This window comes from Variovorax beijingensis (genome assembly GCF_003951285.1).
Lineage (GTDB): Bacteria > Pseudomonadota > Gammaproteobacteria > Burkholderiales > Burkholderiaceae_C > Variovorax > Variovorax beijingensis.
In genome coordinates this window covers 262,469-285,687 of record NZ_RXFQ01000001.1, presented here as the reverse complement: position 1 = coordinate 285,687, position 23,219 = coordinate 262,469, and the positions used below count along the sequence as shown (strand labels likewise).

Sequence of the window (23,219 nt, the reverse complement as noted above, 5' to 3'; positions counted from 1 at the left end):
TCATCCGGCATTTTTCGCGATGAGGAACGCTACGCCTCGAAGGCATGAGTTGGAAGACAGACTACAGCAACTGACATCGTTCCCCGCTATCCTTGAAGAGCTTCCACGAACAATCAGGAGTTCCTCAATGGCCAAAGCACCGGCGCACGCCTTTGCGTCCACCCTCAAGACCTTCAAGACCGCATCGGGCAAGTCCGGCAAGTACTGGTCGCTGAAGGAGCTGGCCAGGCAATATCCCAGCGTTGAACGGCTGCCGGTGTCGATCCGCATCGTGCTCGAGTCGGTGCTGCGCAACTGCGACGGCAAGAAGGTTTCGGCCAAGCATGTGGAAGAGCTGGCCCGCTGGGCGCCCAATGCGGACCGCATCGACGAGATCCCGTTCGTCGTCACCCGCGTGGTGCTGCAGGACTTCACCGGCGTGCCGCTCCTGGCCGACCTGGCCGCCATGCGCAGCGTGGCCGCCAAGCTCGGCAAGTCGCCCAAGACCATCGAGCCGCTGGTGCCGGTCGACTTGGTGGTCGACCACTCGGTGATGGTTGACTACTACGGCACGCCCAAGGCGCTCGACCTCAACATGAAGCTCGAGTTCCAGCGCAACAACGAGCGCTACCAGTTCATGAAGTGGGGCATGCAGGCCTTCGATACCTTCGGCGTGGTGCCGCCGGGCTTCGGCATCGTGCACCAGGTCAACCTCGAGTACTTTGCGCGCGGCGTCTACAAGAGTTCGAGCGACGACGCCGAGGTGCCGGTGTACTACCCCGACTCGCTGGTAGGCACCGACAGCCACACCACCATGATCAACGGCGTGGGCGTGGTGGGTTGGGGCGTGGGCGGCATCGAGGCCGAGGCCGCCATGCTGGGCCAGCCGGTGTACATGCTGACGCCCGACGTGGTGGGCTTCGAGCTCACCGGCAAGCTGCGCGAAGGCGTCACGGCCACCGACCTGGTGCTGTATGTCACCGCCATCCTGCGGGCCGAAAAGGTGGTGGGCAAGTTCGTCGAATTCTTCGGCCCCGGCGCCGCCTCCATCGCAGTGCCCGACCGCGCCACCATCGGCAACATGGCGCCCGAATACGGCGCCACCATGGGCTTCTTCCCGGTCGATGAAATGACCGTGGCGTACTTCGAAGGCACTGGCCGGACCAAGGAAGAGGTCGAGCGCTTCGAGGCCTACTACAAGGCGCAGGGCCTGTTCGGCATGCCGGCGCCCGGCGACATCGACTACACCAAGATCGTCAAGCTCGACCTGGGCACCGTGTCGCCGAGCCTCGCGGGCCCGAAGCGGCCGCAGGACCGCATCGACCTGGGCCATCTGTCGACCAAGTTCTCCGAACTCTTCAGCAAGCCCAACGACGCCAATGGCTTCAACCAGCCGCCCGAGCGCCTGAAGCTGCGCTATCCGCTGGCCGCGAACGGCCAGGGCGACGACGAGGAAGCCGCCCCGCCGCCGCCGGGCGCACCGCGCGACGTGGTCGAGATGGTGGCCAACCGGTCGACCAAGGCGGCCGCCCATGTGAGCGCGACTGCGCCCCCGGCGCCCAAGAACGGCGTGACCATCGGCAACGGCGACGTGCTGATCGCGGCCATCACCTCGTGCACCAACACCTCCAATCCGAGCGTGATGCTCGCGGCCGGCCTGCTGGCCAAGAAGGCGGTGGAGGCGGGCCTCACGGTCAAGCCGCACGTCAAGACCTCGCTCGCACCGGGTTCGCGCATCGTCACCGAATACCTCGAGAAGGCGGGCCTCTTGCCGTACCTCGAGAAGCTGGGCTTCTACCTGGCGGGCTACGGCTGCACCACCTGCATCGGCAATGCGGGCGACCTCACGCCCGAGATCAACGACGCCATCGTCAAGAACGACCTGGTCGGCGCGGCCGTGCTCTCGGGCAACCGCAACTTCGAGGCGCGCATCCATCCGAACCTGAAGGCCAACTTCCTGGCCTCGCCGCCGCTGGTGGTGGCCTTCGCGATCGCGGGCAACGTGATGGTCGACCTGATGACCGAGCCCGTGGGCAAGGGCAAGAACGGCAAGGACGTGTACCTGGGCGACATCTGGCCCAGCCCCAAGGAAATCGACCAGAACCTGCGCCATGCGATGAACGCCAAGTCGTTCCGCGAGAACTACGACAAGGTCAAGACCGACCCGGGCAAGTTCTGGAGCAGCATCAAGGGCACGACGGGGCAGGTCTACGACTGGCCTTCTTCCACCTACATCGCCGAGCCGCCGTTCTTCGAGGGCTTCAAGATGGAGCCGCACGCCTCGGACGCGGGCTTCAAGGGCGCGCGGATCATGGCGCTCTTCGGTGACTCGATCACCACCGACCACATCTCGCCGGCCGGCTCGATCAAGGAGAGCTCGCCCGCGGGCATCTGGCTCAAGGCGCACGGCGTGGCCAAGGCCGACTTCAACAGCTACGGCTCGCGGCGCGGCAACCACGACGTGATGATGCGCGGCACCTTCGCCAACGTGCGCATCAAAAACCTGATGATTCCGCCCGACGTCAACGGCACGCAGGAAGAGGGCGGCGTCACGCTGTTCCAGCCCGGCAACCAGAAGATGTTCATCTACGACGCCGCCATGAAGTACATGGAGCAGGGCGTGCCGACGGTGGTCTTCGGCGGCGAGGAATACGGCACCGGCTCGTCGCGCGACTGGGCCGCCAAGGGCACGCAGCTCCTGGGCATCAAGGCCGTGGTGGCGCGCAGCTTCGAGCGCATCCACCGCGCCAACCTGGTCGGCATGGGCGTGCTGCCGCTGCAGTTCCGCGGCGCCGATTCATGGCAGACGCTGGGCCTCGTGGGCGACGAGAAGATCGACGTGGTGATCGGCGGCGAGCTCAAGCCGCAGATGGACGTGAAGCTCGTGGTGCACCGCGCCGACGGCAGCCACCAGGAGGTGACGGTGCGCCTGCGCATCGACACGCCGATCGAGGTCGACTACTACAAGCACGGCGGCATCCTGCCGTTCGTGCTCAGGCAACTGCTCGCGGCTTGATCCGCGTCGGCCTCGTCTCCGACACCCACGGCCTGCTGCGCCCGGAGGCCGTGGCGGCGCTGCAGGGCAGCGACTTCATCGTGCATGGCGGGGACATCGGCGACGCCGGCATCCTCGAGGCGCTCGCCGCCATCGCGCCGCTGACGGTGGTGCGGGGCAACAACGACCGCGAGCCGTGGGCCGACCGCATTCCGGAAACGGCCTTGCTGAACGCTGGCGGCGTGGTCGTGCATGCGATACACGACCTGTCCCAGTTCGCCGCCGCCCCCGCCGGGGTTCGCGTGGTGGTCTCCGGCCATTCCCACAAGCCGAAGATCGAGGAGCGCGCAGGCGTGCTCTACGTCAATCCGGGCAGCGCCGGCCCGCGCCGATTCAAATTGCCAATTGCCGTGGCCGAGCTCATCGTCGATGGCGGTGCCGTGTCGGCACGCATCATCGAACTGGGTTGAGCGGGCACTAGCGGCCGGGATCCACGCGAAAAAGAGCCCGGCCCCCGAGGTCAAAGGGGCTTAGTCAGGTTTCTGCGATTGAGAATTGATAGCATCTAGCTTTTGCTCAATTGGCGCGTTCGGAACCCGACGCACTTTCTTACCGTGCAAACCAACAATTTCGGGGCCGCGCCGGCATCTTCCGGCCTGCGGCTCGACCAGCTTCCCGACAACCAGTGGGCCACCGTGCTCGACGTGGCCCGCCCCGAAGGCGCGGACGACCGCGAACTCGTGCTGCGCCTGACCGAGATCGGCTTCGTGCCGGGCGAAGCCGTGCGCGTCGTCGCCCGCGGCCTGCCGGGGCGCGAGCCGCTGGCGGTGCGGCTGGGCCACACCACCTTCGCGCTGCGGCGCCATGAGGCCGCATTGATTCACGTGGCACCCGGCGTGCCGGAGGGCGCAAGCCATGGTTGAGGCCGTCATCCAGGGACCGGGGCGCCTTGCGGCCACGGCGCAGCCGGCGCGCATCGCGCTGCTGGGCAATCCGAACTGCGGCAAGACGGCGCTGTTCAACCTGCTCACCGGCAGCCGCCAGAAGGTGGCCAACTATGCCGGCGTGACGGTCGAGCGCAAGGAAGGCTCGCTTCGCACCGCGTCGGGCCGCCGCGTGTTCGTGCTCGACCTGCCGGGCGCCTACAGCCTCAACGCGCTCAGCGTGGACGAGGCCGTGACGCGCGACGTGGTCACCGGCAAGAGCAGCGAGCCCTTGCCCGACCTGCTGGTGTGCGTGACCGATGCCACCAACCTGCGGCTCAACCTGCGGCTCGTGCTCGAGGCCAAGCGCCTGGGCCTGCCGATGGTGGTGGCGCTCAACATGACCGACATGGCCAGGAAGCAGGGCATCGCGGTCGACACGGCCGTGCTGTCGCGCGAACTGGGCGTGCCGGTCATCGAGACCGTGGGCGTGCAGTCTGGCGGCGCGCAGGGCCTGCTCGAAGCCCTCGATGCGCCGGTGGCCGCCGCGGCGCCGCTGCCCTGGCAGGCGCCGGGGCTGGACGACGTGCTGGCCACGCAGCGCGAAGTGCGCCGCATCCTCGGCTTGGCCGTGCGCGAGCCGGTCGGCAGCCTGGCCACCAGCGACCGCATCGACCGCGTGGTGATGCACCCGGTGTGGGGCCTCCTGGTGCTCGCGGTCACGATGTTCCTGATGTTCCAGGCCGTGTTCAGCTGGGCCAACGTGCCCATGGACGCCATCAAGGCCGCGACCGAAGGCCTGGGCGACCTGCTGAAGACCCACATGCCCGAAGGCATGCTGCAGAGCCTGCTGGTCGACGGCGTGATTGCCGGCGTGGGCGGCGTGATCGTGTTCCTGCCGCAGATCCTGATCCTGTTCCTGTTCATCCTGGCGCTGGAAGACTCGGGCTACCTGCCGCGCGCGGCCTTCCTGCTGGACCGCGTGATGGGCACGGTGGGCTTGTCGGGGCGTTCCTTCATTCCGCTGCTGTCGAGCTTTGCCTGCGCCATTCCCGGCGTGATGGCCACGCGCACCATCAGCAACTGGCGCGACCGCATCACCACCATCATGATTGCGCCGCTCATGACCTGCTCGGCGCGCCTGCCGGTCTATGCGCTGCTGATCGCGGCCTTCATTCCGGCGCGCACCGTGGGCGGCGTGTTCAACCTGCAGGGCGTGGTGCTGTTCGCGCTGTATGTCTTCGGCATCGTGTCGGCCATGGCGGTGGCCTGGGTGATGAAGCGCTTCCGCGACAGCAAGCAGCATTCGCCGCTGATGATGGAGCTGCCGGCGTACCGCTGGCCCAACCTGCGCAATCTGGCGCTCGGGCTCTACGAGCGGGCCTGGATCTTCATCCAGCGCGTGGGCACGATCATTCTCACGCTCACGATCCTGCTGTGGTTCCTGTCGACCTTCCCGTCGCCGCCCGAAGGCGCCGCCGGCCCGGCCATCCAGTACAGCCTGGCCGGCATGATCGGCCGCGGCCTGGAGCACATCTTCGCGCCCATCGGCTTCAACTGGCAGATCTCCATCGCGCTGGTGCCGGGCATGGCGGCGCGCGAAGTGGCGGTGGGCGCGCTCGGCACGGTGTATGCGCTCTCGGCCACCGGCGACGACGTGGCCGGCCAGCTCGAGCCGCTGATCGCGGGCAGCTGGTCGCTCGCAACGGCGCTGTCGCTGCTGGTCTGGTATGTGTTTGCGCCGCAGTGCATTTCCACGCTCGCGGCGGTCAAGCGCGAAACCGGCTCATGGAAGTACGTCTGGATCATGGCTGGCTACCTGTTCGCGCTGGCCTACCTGGCATGCTTCATCACCTACCGCGTGGCGCTGGCACTGGGCGCCGGATGACCTGCCGCAAGGCTTGAGCGATGTTTCTGGGTTAGTCTCGAACGCGCGTTGGAGTAAACGGACATGACACAGCAATTGATCGTCGGATTGATCGTCGCGGCAGCCGCGTTCTATGCGGTCTGGCGCTGGATGCCCGCGGGCTGGCGGCGCAGTGCCGCGCACAAGCTTGCGGCCGGCACGCACCGCGCCGGACTGGTCGACCAGGAGCGCGCCGATCAGCTGGCGGCCTCGCTTGCCAGGACCTCGGGCTGCGGCTCCTGCGACAGCTGCGGCAGCTGCGGTCCCAAGACGCCCGCCAATCCACCCGAATCCGAAAAAGCCGGCCAGGGCCCGCTGTCCACGCACAGCCGCTGAGGCCGATGCCCGCGCACATCCTCGTCGTCGGGGGCGGCATCGGGGGGCTTTCTGCTGCGCTGGCGCTGTCCCGCGGCGGCCACCGCGTCGATGTCTTCGAGCAGGCGCCCGTGTTCGCCGAGATCGGCGCCGGCATCCAGATGGGGCCCAACGTCACGCGGCGCCTCGCGCAACTGGGCCTGGCCGAAGGCCTGGAGGCGATCGCCGCGCGGCCTGATGCCCTGGTGGTGCAGAGCGCGGGCAGCGGCGCCGAACTGGCCCGCCTGCCACTGGGCGATGCCATGCGCGAACGCTACGGCGCTCCCTACCTCTGCGTGCACCGCGCCGACCTGCATGCGCTGCTGCTCGAAGCGGTGCACGCCCGCGGCAGGGGCACCCTGGTGACCGATGCGCGCATTGCGCAGGTCGAGACCAGCGACGATCTCGTGTGCATCTCGAGCAGCGGCGCGCGGGCCTGGGAGGGCGAGGCACTGATTGGCGCCGACGGCCTCTGGAGCCTGGCGCGGCAACGCCTCGACGTGCCGTCCGCAGCCGAGCCGCCGCGCGCCACCGGCCACACGGCCTGGCGCGCGATGGCCGAGCAGGCCGCGCTGCCGCAGGCCCTGCGCCGCGGCCGGATCGACGTGTGGCTCGGCCCGCACCTGCATGCGGTGGCTTACCCGGTGCGCGGCGGCGCCTGGCTCAACGTGGTGGTGATCGCGGAATCGGCACCGGCCGGCGATGCGCGCGACTGGGACCAGGCCAGCAGCCTCGCCGCACTGCAGAAGGCCACGGGCCGCAGCGGTCGCGCCTTGCAGGCCTTGCTCGAAGCCATGCCCGGCTGGCGCGCCTGGACGCTCAGCGACCGGCCGCCGCTGGCTTCCGCGGCCGAGATGGCCCATGAGCGCGTGGCGCTGGTGGGCGATGCCGCGCATCCGATGGTCCCCTACCTGGCGCAGGGCGCAGGCATGGCCATCGAGGATTCGATGGCCTTGGCCGAGGCACTGGGCCAAGGCCGTGCGGCCGACGTGCCGGCCGCCTTCGCCCGCTATGCCGAGGCGCGCTGGCAGCGCAACGCGCTCGTGCAGGCCAAGGCCCGGCGCAACGGCCAGATCTTTCATGCGGCCGGTGCGGTGCGCATCGGCCGCGACCTGGCGATGCGCACGCTGGGCGCACGGCTGCTGGACCAGCCCTGGCTGTACGGCGGCTGACGGCAGCCGTACCGACTGTGTTCAGAGCCTGAAGGTCTGCAGGTGCTCGATGCGTTCGGCCAGGCCTTCGGCACCGAGATAGTGGCCATGCGTGCCTTCCCGGACCTCGAGCAGCGTGGCTTCGAGCTCGGCGAGCGTCGCATCGCGCTCGATCACGAAGGCGGGCGGCATGTCGATGCCGGCTTCCGCGCATGCATCGGCGATCAGGTGCGCGCTGGCGGGCGCACCGCAGGCCGCGCACTTGACGATGGCCGCCACGCTGGGCTCCGCCCCGTTGGCAAGCAGCGCGCTCGTGAGCTCGGGCGAGATCTGGCCGTCGACATTGCCCAGCGCGTCGCGCGCCACCGGCGCGCCCGCGCGCACCAGCGCCATGGCCGCGGCGAAGGCGCCCTGGCCAATGGCCACGTCGGTGGCCAGCGCGCTGCCCTGCTGCGGGCCGTCGAAGCTCACGCCGGCGGCCGCGAGTTGGGCCACCAGATCCGCGTCGTCGGTGCCGATGGCGTGGTGCAGCGCGGCACGCGCAATGGCCGGCAGCCGGCGCAGCGTGCCGTCCGCCAGCGGCGTGCGCCAGTCGACCACCGCGCGGCAATAGAAGGCCACCAGCTTGTCCATCAGGTCGAGGTCCAGCCCGTGGTCCTGGTGCCGGTCGTCGAGGTACTGCAGCAGCGCCTGGCCCGAGAAGTAGTCGCCCGTGGGCGCCAGCGGGTCCTCGTCCAGGTGCAGGGCCGCGAAGGCGCCGCGCAGGTCGGGCGCGATGGTGCTCACGCTGTCTTCGTGCAGCGCGTGCGTCCAGGCGGGCGGCAGCCCGTGCTTCCACGCGACGATGCGGCCGTGTTCGGGGCCGGGCTCGACCACCGCATAGACGCGGTCGAGGTATTCGAAGCCGCCGAAGGGCAGGTGCGTGAGCTTGCCGCCCCAGGCGCGGCCTTCTTCCTTGGCGGCCTCTTCGGCCAGCTCCTGTTCGTGTTCGATCCAGCCCTGCAGGTCGCGGTAGCCGTCGCTGCCGTCCCAGAACAGCTCCGACCAGCTGATGGATTCCACGTTGCCGCTCATCGGCAGCGACAGGTCGTAGTCGAGCCGCCCGCCCGCCGTCTGCCGCCACAGCGCGGCCAGCGCCTCGGGGAGCGGGCCGGCGCACAGCGCCTCGATGGCGGCGATCCGCTGCGCCGGCATGGGCGGCTGGGCCTCGAAGATCACGCGGTCCGCGAACAGGACCACGCCATGCTCTCGCAAGGTCGCAAGCTCTTCGAGCGAGAACTGGACATCGTTCATGGCAGTGCCTCCGTTGTTGTTGCCAACGAATGTAGCGCTTCGGGCGGATGGGGCAAGCGGGGCAAGCGATAGCTCACAGATCGGTGCGCAGCTTCCAGATTTCGGGGAACAGCACCACGTCGAGCATCTTGCGCAGGTAGCTCACGCCGCCGGTTCCGCCGGTGCCGCGCTTGAAGCCGATCACGCGCTCGACCGTGGTCACGTGGCGAAAGCGCCAGAGGCGGAAGGCATCTTCCAGGTCGGTGAGCTTTTCGCCGAGCTGGTACAGGTCCCAATGGTCGTGCGGGTTGCGGTACACCATGAGCCAGGCCGCTTCCACGCCGTCGCTGGCCTGGTAGGGCTGGGTCCAGTCGCGCTCCAGGTGGTCGGCGGGCACCGGCAGCCCGTGCCGTGCGAGCAGCTTCAGCGACTCGTCGTAGAGCGACGGCGAGCGGTAGGCCGCATCCACCTGTGCGAGCAGATCGGGCCGGTGCGCATGCGGCTTGAGCATGGCGGCGTTCTTGTTGCCGAGCGCGAACTCGATGCAGCGGTACTGCGCGCTCTGGAAGCCGCTGGAGTTGGCGAGATAGGGGCGCATCGCCGTGTACTCGGGCGGCGTCATGGTCGAGAGCACCGTCCATGCGCTCACCAGCTGTTCCATGATGCGGCTCACCCGCGCGAGCATCTTGAAGGCGTCGGCCAGCTTCTCCCCGGCGATGCAGGTGGTGGCGGCGCGCAGTTCGTGCAGCATCAGCTTCATCCACAGTTCGCTGGTCTGGTGCTGCACGATGAACAGCATCTCGTCGTGCGCGGGCGACAGCGGATGCTGCGCGTTGAGGATCTCGTCCAGATGCAGGTAGTCGCCATAGCTCATCGACGCGCTGAAATCCAGCTGCGCCTTTTCCTCGTGGACGATCTTCTCGGGGCTCTTTTCGGTGCTCATGTCACTGCGTTCTTGCGGTTGAATTCGGCGCGCCGCCACTCGCCCGTCTCGAGCACCTGCACCAGGTGCTCGACCGAGTTCCACACGTCCTCGAAGCCGAGGTACAGCGGCGTGAAGCCGAAGCGGAGGATGTCGGGCATCTGCGAGTCGCCGGCGCGGTAGTCGCCGATCACGCCGCGCGCGATCAGCGCCTGCACGATGGCGTAGGCGCCTTCGTCGCGGCTCAGGCACACCTGCGAGCCGCGGCGCGCATGCTCGCGCGGCGTGACGAGCGCGAGGCCCTGTCCCGCGCAGCGCTCTTCCACCAGCGCGATGAAAAGGTCGGTGAGCGCGAGCGACTTGGCGCGCAGCGCGGCCATGGCGCCCTGTTCGCCGTTGAACACTTCGGCCGCGAGCACGGTATCCAGGCCGCACTCCAGCCCCGCCAGCGCGATGACTGGCTGCGTGCCGCAGAGATAGCGGCCCACGCCCGGCGCGGGGCGATAGTGCGGCGTGAACTCGAAGGGCGCAGCGTGCCCCCACCAGCCCGACAGCGGCTGCTCGAACTTGCCCGCGTGCCGCGTATGCACCCAGGCGAAGGCCGGCGCGCCGGGGCCGCCGTTCAAATACTTGTAGCCGCAGCCGATCGCGTAGTCGGCATTGCTGTCGTTGAGCGCCACGGGCACCGCGCCCGCGCTGTGCGCCAGGTCCCACACCGTGAGCGCGCCGGCGGCATGCGCGGCGGCGGTGACGGCCTTCATGTCGTGCATGGCGCCGGTGCGGTAGTTCACATGCGTGAGCATCAGCACGGCCACTTCGTCGGTCAGCACCGAACCCGGGCCTTGCAGTTCGCCCGCATCGATCAGCTTGAGCGTGAAGCCGCGCTCGCGGCACAGCGACTCGGCAATGTAGAGGTCGGTCGGGAAGTTGCTGCGCTCGCTGACCACCAGCTTGCGCCCGCTGTCCTTCTGCTGCGAGAGCGCCGCGAACAGCACCTTGTAGAGATTGACCGAGGTGCTGTCGGTGCACACCACTTCGCCCGGCGCGGCGCCGACCAGCCGCGCCACCTTGTCGCCCAGGCGCTGCGGCAGGTCGAACCAGCTGGCGGTGTTCCACGAGCGGATCAGGCCTTCGCCCCATTCCTTGGCCACCACTTCGGCGATGCGCGCGGGCGCGGCCTTTGGCAGCACGCCGAGCGAGTTGCCGTCGAGGTAGAGCACGCCCTCGGGAATGATGAATTGGTCGCGCAGGGCGCGCAGCGGGTCTTGCGCGTCGAGCGCGCGGCAGTCTTCGAGGGTCGTCATGATGGAGGTCTTCAGCGGGGAAGCTCGCGCAGCGCGGCGCGAACCGGGGAGGCATCGGCGCTGACCAGCTTGAGCGGCAGCGCGATGAGTTCGTAGTCGCCTTCAGGCACGTCGTCGAGCACCAGGTTCTCGAGCACGCGCAGGTCGAGGCGGCGGATGCGCTGGTGGCTCTCCAGGGTCTTGCTGTCGGCCGGATCGATGCTGGCGGTGTCGATGCCGATGAGCTTCACGCCCATGGCCGCGAGCCGCTCGACCGTGGCGGGCGCGTAGGCCGCGAGCTGCGGGTCCCAGTGGCCGACGGGCATGGCGGCATAGGTGCGCACGAGCACACGCTGCGGCATCTGGCTCGTGACGGCGTGCGCGATGTGTTCCCACTCGATCAGCGGCCCCTTGGCAATCGCGTGGATCACCCGGCACGGACCGAGGAAGGGCGCGAGGTCGACGAGGCCGATGGCCTGGCCTTCGGCGTCGTAGTGCAGGGGCGCGTCGGCATGCGCGCCGACGTGGGGGGAGAGCTTGATCTCGCTGACGTTGACCGGGCAATCCGGCGAAATGGTCGCGGCCCAGCGCTGCTGGTAGGGCGTGTCGCCGGGAAACACCGGCGCGCCTTCATGCACGGGCGGCGAGATGTCCCAGAGGCGGAGTTGGGGTTGCAGGGAACGCATGGCGCGAAGTTAGCGCCGGGCGGGGCGTCGTGGTGTCGGTTATTTCCAACACACGGCGTGACGAGATGATCGACCGGCTCAGGAAGGCAGCCCCGGCAGCCCGTGCCGCGCACGGGCCCGCTCGCAGGCGCCGCTGCCGGCCTGCAGCTCATGGCAGGGGTTGGGGCGCCATTCGTAGATGCCACAGGCCACGGCCTGGCCGATCTTGCCGGTGAGCGCGGCGCAGCGCGGCGGCGTGTGGTCGGTGCCGCGCATGCGGCAGAGGGCGCCGTTCACGTCGACCGCAAGGCCGGACGGCACCTTGCCGCCGTTGTCGTCGAGTTCGTGGATGCTGAAGTCGACGCGGTAGCTGGCGCAGCAGGCGCCGCATTGCTGGCAGGAGGTGGACATGCTCATCGGAAGGAATGCTAACGCCCGGTGTGTCAGGCCGCACTCCACGGCAGGCGGACCCGAAAGCCGACGCCGCGGCCCTGCAGCCCCTCCACGATCTCGACGCCGCCGCCCAGGCGCAGCGCCGCCTGGCGCACGATCGACAAGCCCAGCCCGGCGCCGCTGGCGCGAGCTTCGCCGCCGCGATGGAAGCGCTCGAACGCGTGCGCACGCTGCGCCATGGGAATGCCGGGGCCATCATCGCGGACTTCCACGAGCAGGTGGCTGTCTTCGGTGCGCAAGCTCACGGCGATGCTGCTGCCCGGCACGCCGTGCCGCAGCGCGTTGTCCACCAGGTTGCGCACGATCGATTCCATGGCCGGCAGGTCGATGCGGCCGTGCAGGGTGTCGGGCGCGTCCAGCGACAGTTCGCGGCCGTCGCGCAGCGCTGTCTGGGCCGCATGGCCGAGCAGGGTGCGCATCCAGTGCGCCAGGTCGATGCGGGAGGCCGGCGTGGTGCCGGCGCGGTCCAGCGCGGCCAGGTCGAGCAGTTGCTGCGCGAGGTGCGAAGTGCGTGCGATGGCGAGGTTCAGCTCCGCCTCGGCTTGGGCGCGCTGCGCTGCATCGGTGGCCTGCGCCAGCACATGGGCCTGTGCGTTGATCACGGCCAGCGGCGTGCGGATCTCGTGGGCCGCGTCCTGCACGAAGGCGCGTTCGCGCTCGAGTTGCCCGCGCATGCGCGCCAGCAGGGCGTCCAGCGCGTTCACCAGCGGCACGAGTTCGCGGTGCCGCGCCGCGACGCCGACGGGGCGCAGGTCGGCCGCGTCGCGCGCGGCGATGCGATCGGCCAGTTCCTGTAGCGGGCGCAGCCCGCTGCGAATGGGCAGCCAGATCGCCAGCAGCACCAGCGGCAACGCGATGCCCAGGTAGGGCAGCAAGGCAGCGCCGTTGTAGGCAAGAAAGGCGCTGTCGCTTCGCATCGGCTCGGCGATGTTGAGCGTCCACTGCGGCGTGCGGGCCTGTGCCAGCACATAGCGCGTGCCTCGCAGCTCGATCTGCTGCAACGGACGGGTGATGGCGGGGAGGCGCTCGATCGCCAAGCCGTCCGTGGCATGGATGCGGGTGCCGTCCCGGTCGAGCAGTTCGAATTCGAAGGCGCCGGGCAGGCGGCCGAACTCGCGCCGGCGGATGTTCAGCCAGGTGGCGCTGGCATCGACGAAGGCCACGGCCTGGTCGCGCGTGTGCAGATGCACCATCGACGCCTGCAAGGCGCCGGCGAAGCGCTGCAGGCCGGGGTCCTGCACGCGCACGCGAACGCGCTCCAGATAAAGGTAGGCCAGCAACGCGGCCCAGATCAGCACGAAGGCCAGCAGCACCGCCACGGCGCTGCGGCGCACCAGGGAGGGCTGCAGCGCAGCGCGCCAACGGCTCATGGAGCGGCGTGCCGTATCGCTGGCAGTGGTGCTCATGATTCCAGCAGGTAACCCACGCCGCGCACGGTGCGGATGCGCTCGGCGCCGATCTTGCGGCGCAGGTTGGACATGTGCACCTCGATGGCAGCGAAATCCATCGGATCGCCCAACGGGGCGAGCCGCTGCGCCAGGCTGCTCTTGGCGACCACGGCGCCGGGCTCGCGCGCCAGTTCCAGCAGGACCTGGAACTCGCGCTGCGACAGGGCCACGGCTTGCCCCGCCAGCTGCACCCGATGCCGGCGCGGCTCGATCACCAAATCGCCCAGGGTCCAGCTGTCGCTGGCCTGGCGCGCGCTGCGCCGCAGCACCGCGCGGATGCGCGAGATCAGCTCGGCGGTGGCAAAGGGCTTGACCACGAAATCGTCCGCGCCGCCGTCCAGGCCGGCCAGCCGGTCGTCCAGTGCCGAGCGTGCGGTGATGACGATCACCGGCGTCTGGCCGCCGGCATGGCGCCATCGCCGCAACAGGTCGAAGCCGCTCCCGTCGGGCAGCGACAGGTCGAGCAGCACGCAGTCGAACTGGGCGTCGTCCAGGCGCGGCGGCGCATCCGCCGCGCGCCGCCGCCATTCGCTGCTGAGCCCCTCGACCTTGAGCGCGGCCTGCAGCGCGGGGCCCAGGTCCAGGTCGTCTTCGATGAGCAGGAGGTGCATGGCAGGATTCTGCGGGGACGCAGCCAAAGGGAAGCCAAAGCGCAGCGCGAGGTCTGCTCTTTGGCTGTTCTTAAGCTGGGTTTTCGCAGAATGACAACGCACAAGGAGGAGACCGATGCACATCACCCACCGCGCCTGGCTGCCGTTGCTGGCGGCAGGCACCCTCTGGCTGGCCGGCTGCGGCACGCCGCCGCGCCATCCCGCGCTGCAGGAAGCGCAGCAGAAGGCGCAACTGCCGCCGCTGATCCCCGTGCGCGACTTCGTCGCCAACACCGAGGGCAGCGGCAACTACCGCATCTCGCCCGACGGCCGGCGCCTGGCCTGGCTCGGCACGAGCGGACTCTGGCCGGCGGTCTGGGTCAAGACGCTGGGGCGCGACGATGCACGCGCATTGCGGGTGCGGGCCGGGAGCCTGGCCTGGTCGGGCGACGGCCGCCGCCTGCTGCTGAGCAGGGATCCGGATGGCAGCGAGAACACCCGCTGGTTCGCGGTGACGGTCGACCAGGCGGAGGGGTTCGGCGCGCCGGTTTCGCTGTTCCCCGAGGCGGACACGCGCGCCTCGCTGCAGCGCACGATCCGCGGCACCGCACGGGTGGTGCTGCAGGCCAACCTGCGCGACAAGAAAGTCTTCGAGCCCTTCCTGGTCGACCTCGCATCCGGCCAGCGCACGCGCATGGCTGCCAATCCGGGCACTGTCACCGGCTGGCTGGTGGACCGCGGCGGCACCCTCCGCGGCCGCGTGCAGAGCGACGATGGCGGGGCATGGCTGCAACTGCCGGGCGCGCCGGGCCAGGACGAGGGCTGGCACACCACCGTGCGCTGGGGCCGCGAAGAGTCCCTCTACGTGGTCGAGATCGATCCGCAGGGCAGCATGGCCTGGGCGCTGTCGGCACGCGGACGCGACAAGTCGGCGCTGGTCCGGCTGGATCTTGCGACGGGCCAGGAGACCGTGGTGGAGTCGAACCCCGAGGTCGACATCTCGCGGGTCCTCGTGAGCCGCAACAGCGGACGGCCCCTGATGGTTCACGCCGAGCCCGGCTACCCCGTCCAGAAGTACCTGGATGCCGCCTTGCAGGCACGCCTGGAGCCTTTGGGCGAAGGCCGCCCGGCCGCCATCCACGTCAACAGCCTGGACGATGCCGAACAGGCCATGACGGTGAGCGTCGGCACCGATCGCGGCACCCGCTTCTACCTGGTGAGCGGCCCGGATGCGGCGCCCGAACTGCTGGGGCAGACCAGCCTGAACCTTCTCGCCGACGCGTTGGGCGAAAAGCGCCCGGTGCGCTTCCAGGCGCGCGATGGCTTGACGATCAACGGCTACCTGACGCTGCCGCCCGGGGTGCCGGCGCGGGGCCTGCCCATGGTCCTGCTGGTCCATGGCGGCCCGTGGGCGCGCGACGGCTGGTCGGCCAGCGGCAACAGCCGCGGGCTGCAGCAGTTCCTGGCCAACCGCGGCTATGCGGTGCTGCAGCTCAATTACCGCGGTTCCACCGGCTATGGGCGTGCCTTCATGGAGAAAGCCGTGGGCGAGTTCGCCGGCCGCATGCACGACGACCTGGTCGACGGCGTGCGCTGGGCGGTGCAGCAGGGCGTGGCCGATCCGGCGCGGGTGGCGGTCTGGGGCGCCAGCTATGGCGGCTACGCGGCGCTGCTGGGGGCCACGCTGACGCCGGAGGTGTTCGCCTGCGCGGTCGACGTGGTGGGCGTGTCGGACCTGGCGCGCCTGCTGGAAACCGCGCCGCCCTATTGGGCGCTCGGCCTTCCGTGGTGGAAGCGCTACGTGGGCGATCCGGCCGATCCGGTGCAGCGCAAGGCCATGGACGCCAGGTCACCCGTGTACATGGCTGCCAACGCGCGCGTGCCCATCCTGGTCATGCACGGCGTCAACGACGTGAGGGTCAAGCTGGAGCAGTCGCAGCGCATGGTGCAGGCGCTGCGCGAGCATGGCAAGACCGTGCGCTTCGTCACCTTCGGCGGTGACGGGCACGGCAACTACAAGTGGAACAACAACCTGAAGATGTACCGCGAAACCGAGGACTTCCTGGCCGGCTGCCTGGGCGGTCGCAGCGCCGGCTTCGACTACTACCAGCTGGGCGCCTGGGCCTTCTGACCGAGCCCAGGGCTTTGCGGCCTACAGCCGCCCCAGCAGCAGAAACTCCATCAGCGCCTTCTGCGCATGGAGCCGGTTCTCGGCCTCGTCCCACACCACCGACTGCGGGCCGTCGATGACCTCGGCCTGCACTTCCTCGCCGCGGTGCGCGGGCAGGCAGTGCATGAAGAGGGCGTCGGGCTGGGCGATGCGCATCATGTCCTCGTCGACGCACCAGTCGGCAAAGGCCTTGCGGCGGGCCTCGTTCTCGGATTCGTAGCCCATGCTGGTCCAGACGTCGGTGGTGACCAGGTCGGCGCCGCGGCAGGCTTCCATCGGGTCCTTGAAGACCTGGTAGCTGTCGGCCGAGCGCAGGCCCGCCACCGACTGGTCGACCTCGTAGCCGCTGGGCGTGCTCACGTGCACCTTGAAGCCGAGGATCTCGCTGGCCTGCAGCCAGGTGTTGGCCATGTTGTTGCCGTCGCCCACCCAGGCCACCGTCTTGCCCTGGATGGAGCCGCGGTGCTCGATGTAGGTGAAGATGTCCGCGAGGATCTGGCAGGGGTGGAATTCGTTGGTCAGGCCGTTGATGACCGGCACGCGCGAATGCGCGGCGAAGGTGTCGATCTTGGTCTGCTCGTAGGTGCGGATCATCACGAGGTCGACCATGCGGCTGATGACCTTGGCGCTGTCCTCGATGGGCTCGGCGCGGCCGAGCTGGCTGTCGCCGGTGGTCAGGTGCACCACGCTGCCGCCGAGCTGGTACATGCCCGCCTCGAAGCTCACGCGGGTGCGCGTGCTGGCCTTCTCGAAGATCATGGCCAGCGTGCGGTCGGTCAGCGGCTGGTGCTTCTCGTAGGTCTTGAACTTCTTCTTGATGATCGCCATGCGATCGAAGAGGTAGGTGTACTCGTCGGCGGTGAAGTCCGAGAACTGCAGGTAGTGGCGGATGGCGTTGGGCGTGGTGGCGGTCGTCATTGCGCTGCGGGCTCCGACAGGAATGTTTTGACGATGGGCGCGAGGATCGCGACGATCTCGTCGGCCTCGGCAATGCTCAGGATGAGCGGCGGCACGAGGCGGATCACCTTGTCGGCCGTCACGCTCAGCAGAAGGCCGGCGTCGCAGGCGCGGTTCAGGATCACGCCGCAGGGCCGGTCGAGTTCGATGCCCAGCATCAGGCCCTGGCCGCGGATCTCCTTCACGCCGGCCAGGCCGCCGATTTCGCGTTCGAGCGCGGCCTTCAGGTGCTCGCCCACGGCGGCGGCGTTCTCGAGCAGCTTGTGCTCTTCCATGATGCGGATGGTCTCGATGCCGGCGCGCATCGCGAGCGGGTTGCCGCCGAAGGTGGTGCCATGGTTGCCGGGGCCGAAGATGTTGGCAGCCCGGGGGCCGGCCACCACGGCGCCGATCGGCACGCCCGAGCCCAGGCCCTTGGCCAGCGGCATCACGTCCGGCTTGATGCCGGCCCACTGGTGCGCAAACCACTTGCCGGTGCGGCCCATGCCGCATTGCACTTCGTCGATCATCATGAGCCAGTCGCGCTGGTCGCACAGGGCGCGCACCTGCTTGAGGTATTCCCAGCGCATCGGGTTGATGCCGCCTTCGCCCTGGATGGTTTCGAAGAACACGGCGACCACGTTGGGGTTGCCTTCGGTGGCCTTTTTCAGCGCCTCGATGTCGTTCAGCGGCACGCGGATGAAGCCCTCGACCAGCGGGCCGAAGCCGGCCTGCACCTTCGGGTTGCCCGTGGCCGACAGCGTGGCGATGCTGCGGCCGTGGAACGCGGCTTCGTACACCACGATCTCGGGCCGTTCGATGCCCTTGTCGTGGCCGAACTTGCGCGCGAGCTTCAGGGCTGCCTCGTTGGCTTCCAGGCCGGTGCAGCAGAAGAAGGCGTTGGTCAGGCCCGACAGCTCGGTCAGCTTGGCGGCCAGCTGCTCCTGGCCGGGCACGTGGTAGTAGTTGGAGCTGTGGATCAGCTTGCTGATCTGGTCCTGCAGCGCGGGCACCAGCTCGGGATGGTTGTGGCCCAGCGTGTTCACGGCAATGCCGCCGAGGCCGTCGAGGTAGGCCTTGCCCGCGGTGTCCCAGACTCGGCAGCCCTGGCCGTGCGACAGCGCGATCGGCAGGCGACCGTAGGTGTTCATGACGTGGGGCGAGGTGGGCTGGGCGGTAGCGCTCATTCGGTTCTCCAGATAGGGAACCGCGGATTCTAGGCGTGCGGTTTGACGGCTTCGTTGAGGATTCCGCATTACAGCAATGCCCGCTGCCCGGGAGGCGAAAGGCGCCCGGATAGAATCGCTTGTTGCACCGCAGCACCTGCTGCGGGCGCCTCATTCAACGATGATTTCCCCCACTGCCAAAGAAATCTTCATCCAGGGCATCACCCACGATGGCCGGACTTTCCGCCCCAGCGACTGGGCCGAGCGGCTGGCCGGCGTGATGTGCTCCTTCCGTCCCGGTGGCGCCTATCCGGGCAGCCACCTGAGCTATTCGCCCTGGTGCATTCCGACCACCATCAACGGGGTCAAGTGCGTGGTGGTCAACCGCGCGCTGCGCGACGTCGAACCCATGGCCTGGGACTTCTGCGTGAATTTCGCGCGCGACAACGGCCTGCAGGTGGCCGAGGCCTGCCTGGTGCCCGACGTGCCGGGCGCGCCACCCAAGGCCTGAGCGGGCGGCTTCCCCGGACAGGAAGCGATCGGACATGAAAAAACCGCCCGAAGGCGGTTTTTTACACTTTGCTGCAGCGCACCCCGATCAAACGGCGGACCGGAGAATTCCGGTCCGGGCTTGCCTGACAGGTGTCAGGCGGCGGCCTTTTCAGGCGCGAGGGCGAGGGCCTTGACCTTCGCCGACAGGCGGCTCTTGTCGCGAGCTGCCTTGTTCTTGTGGAAGATGCCCTTGTCGGCGACGGTGTCGACGATGCTCTGGGCCTTCGCGAAGAGTTCGCTTGCCTTGGTCTTGTCGCCGGCCAGGACGGCCTTTTCGACATTCTTCACGGCGGTGCGGTATTTGGAGCGCAGCGAGGTGTTCGCAGCGTTGAGCTTGGTGTCCTGGCGGACGCGCTTACGGCCGGAGGCGAGGCGCGGGTTCTTTTTCTTGGGCTTGGCGGATGCCATGATTTAGTTCCTTAGGTGTCTGAGGATGATGCAGCAAAGCCCTCCATTATAGGCCGGGTTGCCTTTTTCGCCGAATCGAGGCTTGCCGGGCCCTACACTCGCCCCGTGTCCCTGTTCAAATCCGCTTCCACCGTATCCCTGCTGACGCTCGCTTCGCGGATCACGGGCCTCGTGCGCGACGTGCTTTTTGCCTCGGTGTTCGGCGTCAGCGCGCTGACCGACGCGTTCAACGTCGCCTTTCGCATTCCCAACCTGTTCCGGCGGGTTTTCGGCGAAGGCGCCTTCAGCCAGGCCTTCGTGCCGGTGCTCGCGGCGCGCAAGACCGAGGCCGGCCAGGAGGGCGCCAAGGCGCTGATCGACCACGTCGCCACGCTGCTGGCCTGGGCGCTGGTGGTGGTTTGCGTGGCCGGCGTGGTTGGCGCGCCCCTGCTGGTATGGGCCATGGCCAGCGGGCTGGCGGGCTTCGATGCGGCCGTGGTCATGACGCGCTGGATGTTTCCGTACATCGGCTTCATGTCGCTCGTGGCGCTGGCGGGCGGCATCCTGAACACCTGGCGCAAGTTCGCGGTGCCGGCCGCCTCGCCGGTGCTGCTCAACATCGCGCTGATCCTGGCGATCGTCGTCGGGGCGCCGCTGTTCCGCCGCTACGGCATCGAGCCGATCTATGCCCAGTGCGTGGGCGTGCTGGTCGGCGGCGTGCTGCAGCTGGCCATCCAGATTCCGGCGCTGCGCGCGCTGGGCCTCATGCCGCGCATCGGCGCGAGTTTCAAGGCGCTGGGCGACGCCTGGCGCGATCCCACCACGCGCCAGGTGCTGAAGCTGATGCTGCCCGCCCTGCTGGGCGTGAGCGTCGCGCAGATCTCGCTGCTCATCAACACGCAGATCGCCTCGCACCTTGCGGTCGGCAGCGTGACCTGGGTGAGCAATGCCGACCGCCTGATGGAATTCCCGACCGCGATGCTCGGCGTGGCGCTGGGCGTGGTGCTGATGCCCCAACTGGCCGGCGCCCGCGCGGCCAAGGACGATGCGCGCTATTCGTCGCTGCTCGACTGGGGCCTGCGGCTGGTGGTGCTGCTGTCGGCGCCGTGCGCCGTCGCGCTGCTGCTCTTTGCCCAGCCGCTGGTGGCCGTGCTGTTCCACAACGGCGCCTACCAGGGCGAGGACGTGCGGCGCACCACCGTGGCGCTGATGGGCTACGGCGTCGGGCTGATCGGCCTCGTGGCCATCAAGGTGCTCGCGCCCGGCTACTATGCCAGGCAGGACACGCGCACGCCCATGCTGATCGCCGTGGGCGTGCTGGTGCTGACCCAGGTCCTCAATTTCTTCCTGGTGCCGGTGCTGCAGCATGCGGCGCTCACGCTGACCATCGCCATCGGCGCGCTGGTCAATGCGATCTGGCTGCTGGTCGGCCTGATCCGCCGCGGCAGCTACAAGCCTGAACCCGGCTGGGGCAAGTTCGCGCTGCAGGTGCTGGCGGGCATGCTGGTGCTGGCGGCCCTGCTGGCGTGGGGTTCGCGCTACTTCGACTGGATCGGCCTGCGCGAGCAGCGCTTTTATCGCATCGGCCTGCTGGCCGCGCTGATCGCCGGCGCGGCGCTGCTTTATTTCGCGGTGCTCGCGGCCGTGGGCGTGCGGCTGCGCAGTTTCGTGCGCCGGTGAGAGGCCTTGCGTTGCGGCTTTGCGCAACGCAGCCGATTTCGAATTGCGCAAGCTGAAAACACCGCCTTGACGCTCCCCGCATGCTCCTCTACAAAGACACATGACGTTCAGCTTTCAGGTTCCCACGGCCCTGGCGTATTTCGAATCGCTGGTGCAGAGCGACGAACATTTTCCGCTGCTGGAGGCTGCCGCCAGCCTCGCGCAGGACGAATACCCCGACCTCGACGTGCAGCAGGTGCTGGGCGACGTCGACCAGCTCCTCGCACGCCTGAAGCGCCGGCTGCCGGCCGATGCCGCGCCGCTCGCCCGGCTGCGCGCGCTCAACCAGTTCTTCTTCAACGACCTGAACTTCGGCGGCAACGTCAACGACTACTACGACCCCGACAACAGCTACCTGAACGCCGTGCTGCGCACGCGCCGCGGCATTCCCATTTCATTGGCGGTGCTGTGGATGGAACTGGCGCAGGGGCTGGGCCTGCAGGCGCGCGGCATCGGCTTTCCGGGCCACTTCATGCTCAAGGTCACGCTGCCGAAGGGGCAGGTGGTGATCGACCCCTTCACCGGCAAGTCGCTCTCGCGCGAAGAGCTCGGCGAGCGGCTCGAACCCTACAAGCGCAGCAACGGGCTGGTCGGCGACTTCGACGTGCCGCTGGGCCTGTACCTGCAGCCCGCCAGCTCGCGCGAGATCATCGGGCGCATGCTGCGCAACCTGAAGGAAGTGCACCGCGCGCAGGAAGACTGGCAACGCGCCATTGCCGTGCAGGACCGCCTCATCGCGCTGCTGCCCAATGCCTGGGGCGAGTACCGCGACCGCGGCATCGCGCATGCCGAGCAGGGCAACACCGCAGCCGCCGTGCGCGACCTGGAAACCTACCTCGAGCATGCGGAAGACGCGCTCGACGTCGACGTCATTGCCGAGCGCGTGGCGGCGCTGCGGCGCGAATCCGACTGATGGCCACCAGCACCGGCGTGGCCGACGCCCCCGATCTCGGCACCTTGCATGAATTCCACGGCGTGCAGCCCGTGCTGCCGGTGTCCGACGCCGCGCGCGCCGCGCGCTGGTTCCGCGACGTGCTGGGCTTCGAGATCGACTTCATCGCCGGCGAGCCGCCGAGCTATGCGCGGGTCAAGAAGGGCGACCGCAGCTACGGCGACCCGGTCTACCTGCGGCTGTGGCAGTGCAACACGCGCGGGGCGCCGCCCTGGCGCGGCGAAATCGTGATCCACGTGGGCAAGGACATCGACGGCCTGCACGCCGCCTATGCGAAGCGCGGCGTCACGGTGATCGAGCCGCCCATCTCGCAGCCCTGGGGTCTGCGCGAATTCGCCATCCGTGAACCCGACGGGCATGTGCTGCGCTTCTGCGGCTATCTGCCCTGAATTTCTGATACATAAAATTACAAATAGGTCGAGGCGAGCGTGTCGATCGGGCCTGCGCTCGTGCGACGTGTGAACAGGAGCGCGCGGTTTCAGTGCCTCCCGATTTCATCAACTTCAGGAGAAACGACATGCGATTCATGGTTCTGGTCAAGGCCAACAAGGATTCCGAAGCCGGCGTGATGCCGAGCACCGAAGTGCTCACCGCCATGGGCAAGTTCAACGAGGAACTGGTCAAGGCCGGCGTGCTGCTGGCGGGCGAGGGGCTGCATCCGTCTTCCAAGGGGGCGCGCGTGCGCTGCGAGGGCCTGAAGCGCACCGTCATCGACGGTCCTTTCGCCGAGACGAAGGAGTTGCTCGCGGGCTTCTGGCTGCTGCAGGTCAAGTCGAAGGAGGAAGCCATCGAGTGGATCAAGCGCAGCCCGTTCCAGGAGGGCGAGATCGAGATCCGCCAGGTGTTCGAAGCCTCCGATTTCGGCGATTCGATGACGCCCGAGCTGCTGGCGCAGGAAGAGCGCCTGCGCGCCGAATCCGAGGCCCGGACCAAGGCCGGCCGCTGAACGGCAAGACCGCACCGAAGGAGACCACCATGCGATTCATGCTGCTGATGATTCCCCACGGCTACGAGACCGCCGCGCCCGGCACCATTCCCGACGACGTCGATGCGGTGGCGGCCATGATGGCCTACAACGAGTCGATGCAGAAGGCCGGCGTGCTGATCAGCTGCGACGGCCTGCATCCGCCCTCGATGGGCGCGCGCGTGAGCTTTCCGGGCCGCAAGCCCAAGGTTGTCGACGGTCCTTTCGCCGAAGCCAAGGAAGTGCTCGGCGGCTACTGGATCATCGACGTGCCCTCGCGTGCCGACGCCATCGAATGGGCCACGCGCTGCCCCGGCAGCGAGAGCGAGGTCATCGAGGTCCGCCAGATCCAGGAAATTGCCGACTACCCGCCCGACGTGCAGGCGCTGACCACCGAATTCGCGTCGATGCAGGCGGTCAAGAAGACTTGAG

At 68.6% G+C, this 23,219-nt stretch carries 23 protein-coding genes; 13 read left to right on the top strand and 10 right to left on the bottom strand.

Annotation, left to right across the window (positions count from 1 at the left end):
* The first annotated feature begins 127 nt into the window (after positions 1–127).
* The 6 genes from acnA (at position 128) to EJO66_RS01410 (ending at position 7,329) form a co-directional block, all read left to right on the top strand.
* Positions 128–2,995, top strand: coding sequence for an aconitate hydratase (acnA, locus tag EJO66_RS01435; protein WP_125964515.1), 2,868 nt, complete (start codon positions 128–130; stop codon positions 2,993–2,995).
* Positions 2,992–3,444 carry a metallophosphoesterase family protein gene (locus EJO66_RS01430; protein ID WP_124957158.1) on the top strand — a complete coding sequence of 151 codons (453 nt, stop codon included), beginning with the start codon at positions 2,992–2,994 and terminating at the stop codon, positions 3,442–3,444. Before acnA ends, EJO66_RS01430 begins: the two co-directional genes overlap by 4 nt.
* A 144-nt stretch (positions 3,445–3,588) precedes the next feature.
* Entirely contained in the window at positions 3,589–3,897 is a 309-nt protein-coding gene (locus EJO66_RS01425; RefSeq protein WP_124957157.1) for a FeoA family protein, read from the top strand.
* Positions 3,890–5,785: a ferrous iron transporter B gene (gene feoB / locus EJO66_RS01420; RefSeq protein ID WP_125964514.1), complete on the top strand. Its 1,896-nt coding sequence runs from the start codon at positions 3,890–3,892 to the stop codon at positions 5,783–5,785. Before EJO66_RS01425 ends, feoB begins: the two co-directional genes overlap by 8 nt.
* Before the next feature lie 63 nt (positions 5,786–5,848).
* The gene (locus tag EJO66_RS01415; RefSeq protein ID WP_124957155.1) at positions 5,849–6,139 is read left to right on the top strand and encodes a DUF6587 family protein; all 291 of its coding nucleotides are present in this window, start codon (positions 5,849–5,851) and stop codon (positions 6,137–6,139) included.
* Between the two features lie 5 nt (positions 6,140–6,144).
* Positions 6,145–7,329: an FAD-dependent monooxygenase gene (locus EJO66_RS01410; RefSeq protein ID WP_125964513.1), complete on the top strand. Its 1,185-nt coding sequence runs from the start codon at positions 6,145–6,147 to the stop codon at positions 7,327–7,329.
* Between the two features lie 21 nt (positions 7,330–7,350).
* Here the strand turns inward: EJO66_RS01410 and EJO66_RS01405 are convergent, their stop codons facing one another.
* From EJO66_RS01405 to EJO66_RS01375, 7 genes are all read right to left on the bottom strand, one after another.
* The gene (locus EJO66_RS01405; RefSeq protein ID WP_125964512.1) at positions 7,351–8,601 is read right to left on the bottom strand and encodes an SMI1/KNR4 family protein; all 1,251 of its coding nucleotides are present in this window, start codon (positions 8,599–8,601) and stop codon (positions 7,351–7,353) included.
* Between the two features lie 73 nt (positions 8,602–8,674).
* Positions 8,675–9,523 (bottom strand): tryptophan 2,3-dioxygenase, encoded by an 849-nt coding sequence (gene kynA / locus EJO66_RS01400; RefSeq protein ID WP_125964511.1) that lies wholly within the window; start codon positions 9,521–9,523, stop codon positions 8,675–8,677.
* Positions 9,520–10,806, bottom strand: coding sequence for a kynureninase (kynU, locus tag EJO66_RS01395; RefSeq protein ID WP_124957151.1), 1,287 nt, complete (start codon positions 10,804–10,806; stop codon positions 9,520–9,522). Before kynU ends, kynA begins: the two co-directional genes overlap by 4 nt.
* Positions 10,807–10,817: 11 nt before the next feature.
* On the bottom strand, positions 10,818–11,471 hold the full coding sequence (gene kynB, locus EJO66_RS01390) for an arylformamidase (RefSeq protein WP_125964510.1): 654 nt from the start codon (positions 11,469–11,471) through the stop codon (positions 10,818–10,820).
* Between the two features lie 78 nt (positions 11,472–11,549).
* Positions 11,550–11,861 carry a YkgJ family cysteine cluster protein gene (locus EJO66_RS01385; RefSeq protein ID WP_124957491.1) on the bottom strand — a complete coding sequence of 104 codons (312 nt, stop codon included), beginning with the start codon at positions 11,859–11,861 and terminating at the stop codon, positions 11,550–11,552.
* Positions 11,862–11,893: 32 nt separating this feature from the next.
* A complete protein-coding gene (locus EJO66_RS01380; protein ID WP_223262176.1) occupies positions 11,894–13,309 on the bottom strand; it encodes a sensor histidine kinase in 1,416 nt (471 codons plus the stop codon).
* Positions 13,306–13,962 (bottom strand): response regulator, encoded by a 657-nt coding sequence (locus EJO66_RS01375; RefSeq protein ID WP_124957149.1) that lies wholly within the window; start codon positions 13,960–13,962, stop codon positions 13,306–13,308. The genes EJO66_RS01380 and EJO66_RS01375 overlap by 4 nt, the downstream gene beginning before the upstream one ends.
* Positions 13,963–14,077: 115 nt before the next feature.
* On the opposite strand from EJO66_RS01375, the gene EJO66_RS01370 reads away from it, so the two are divergent.
* The gene (locus EJO66_RS01370; RefSeq protein WP_124957148.1) at positions 14,078–16,072 is read left to right on the top strand and encodes a S9 family peptidase; all 1,995 of its coding nucleotides are present in this window, start codon (positions 14,078–14,080) and stop codon (positions 16,070–16,072) included.
* 21 nt (positions 16,073–16,093) lie between these two features.
* Here the strand turns inward: EJO66_RS01370 and argF are convergent, their stop codons facing one another.
* The gene (gene argF / locus EJO66_RS01365; RefSeq protein WP_124957147.1) at positions 16,094–17,029 is read right to left on the bottom strand and encodes an ornithine carbamoyltransferase; all 936 of its coding nucleotides are present in this window, start codon (positions 17,027–17,029) and stop codon (positions 16,094–16,096) included.
* The gene (locus tag EJO66_RS01360; protein WP_125964509.1) at positions 17,026–18,234 is read right to left on the bottom strand and encodes an aspartate aminotransferase family protein; all 1,209 of its coding nucleotides are present in this window, start codon (positions 18,232–18,234) and stop codon (positions 17,026–17,028) included. The genes argF and EJO66_RS01360 overlap by 4 nt, the downstream gene beginning before the upstream one ends.
* Before the next feature lie 160 nt (positions 18,235–18,394).
* On the opposite strand from EJO66_RS01360, the gene EJO66_RS01355 reads away from it, so the two are divergent.
* Positions 18,395–18,724: a DUF3579 domain-containing protein gene (locus EJO66_RS01355; protein ID WP_125964508.1), complete on the top strand. Its 330-nt coding sequence runs from the start codon at positions 18,395–18,397 to the stop codon at positions 18,722–18,724.
* A gap of 134 nt (positions 18,725–18,858) precedes the next feature.
* Here EJO66_RS01355 and rpsT read toward each other — a convergent pair whose 3' ends face one another.
* The gene (gene rpsT / locus EJO66_RS01350; RefSeq protein WP_007831346.1) at positions 18,859–19,173 is read right to left on the bottom strand and encodes a 30S ribosomal protein S20; all 315 of its coding nucleotides are present in this window, start codon (positions 19,171–19,173) and stop codon (positions 18,859–18,861) included.
* Positions 19,174–19,278: 105 nt separating this feature from the next.
* Between rpsT and murJ the strand changes: the two genes are divergently transcribed.
* The 5 genes from murJ (at position 19,279) to EJO66_RS01325 (ending at position 23,218) form a co-directional block, all read left to right on the top strand.
* The gene (gene murJ, locus EJO66_RS01345) at positions 19,279–20,832 is read left to right on the top strand and encodes a murein biosynthesis integral membrane protein MurJ (protein ID WP_125964507.1); all 1,554 of its coding nucleotides are present in this window, start codon (positions 19,279–19,281) and stop codon (positions 20,830–20,832) included.
* A 100-nt stretch (positions 20,833–20,932) separates the two neighbouring features.
* Positions 20,933–21,784: a SirB1 family protein gene (locus EJO66_RS01340; RefSeq protein WP_124957143.1), complete on the top strand. Its 852-nt coding sequence runs from the start codon at positions 20,933–20,935 to the stop codon at positions 21,782–21,784.
* Positions 21,784–22,212 (top strand): bleomycin resistance protein, encoded by a 429-nt coding sequence (locus EJO66_RS01335; RefSeq protein ID WP_124957142.1) that lies wholly within the window; start codon positions 21,784–21,786, stop codon positions 22,210–22,212. The genes EJO66_RS01340 and EJO66_RS01335 overlap by 1 nt, the downstream gene beginning before the upstream one ends.
* Positions 22,213–22,340: 128 nt before the next feature.
* Positions 22,341–22,769, top strand: coding sequence for a YciI family protein (locus tag EJO66_RS01330; protein ID WP_124957141.1), 429 nt, complete (start codon positions 22,341–22,343; stop codon positions 22,767–22,769).
* A 29-nt stretch (positions 22,770–22,798) separates the two neighbouring features.
* Complete coding sequence (locus EJO66_RS01325) at positions 22,799–23,218, top strand: YciI family protein (protein WP_124957140.1); 420 nt, start codon at positions 22,799–22,801, stop codon at positions 23,216–23,218.
* The last annotated feature ends 1 nt before the right edge of the window (position 23,219 follow it).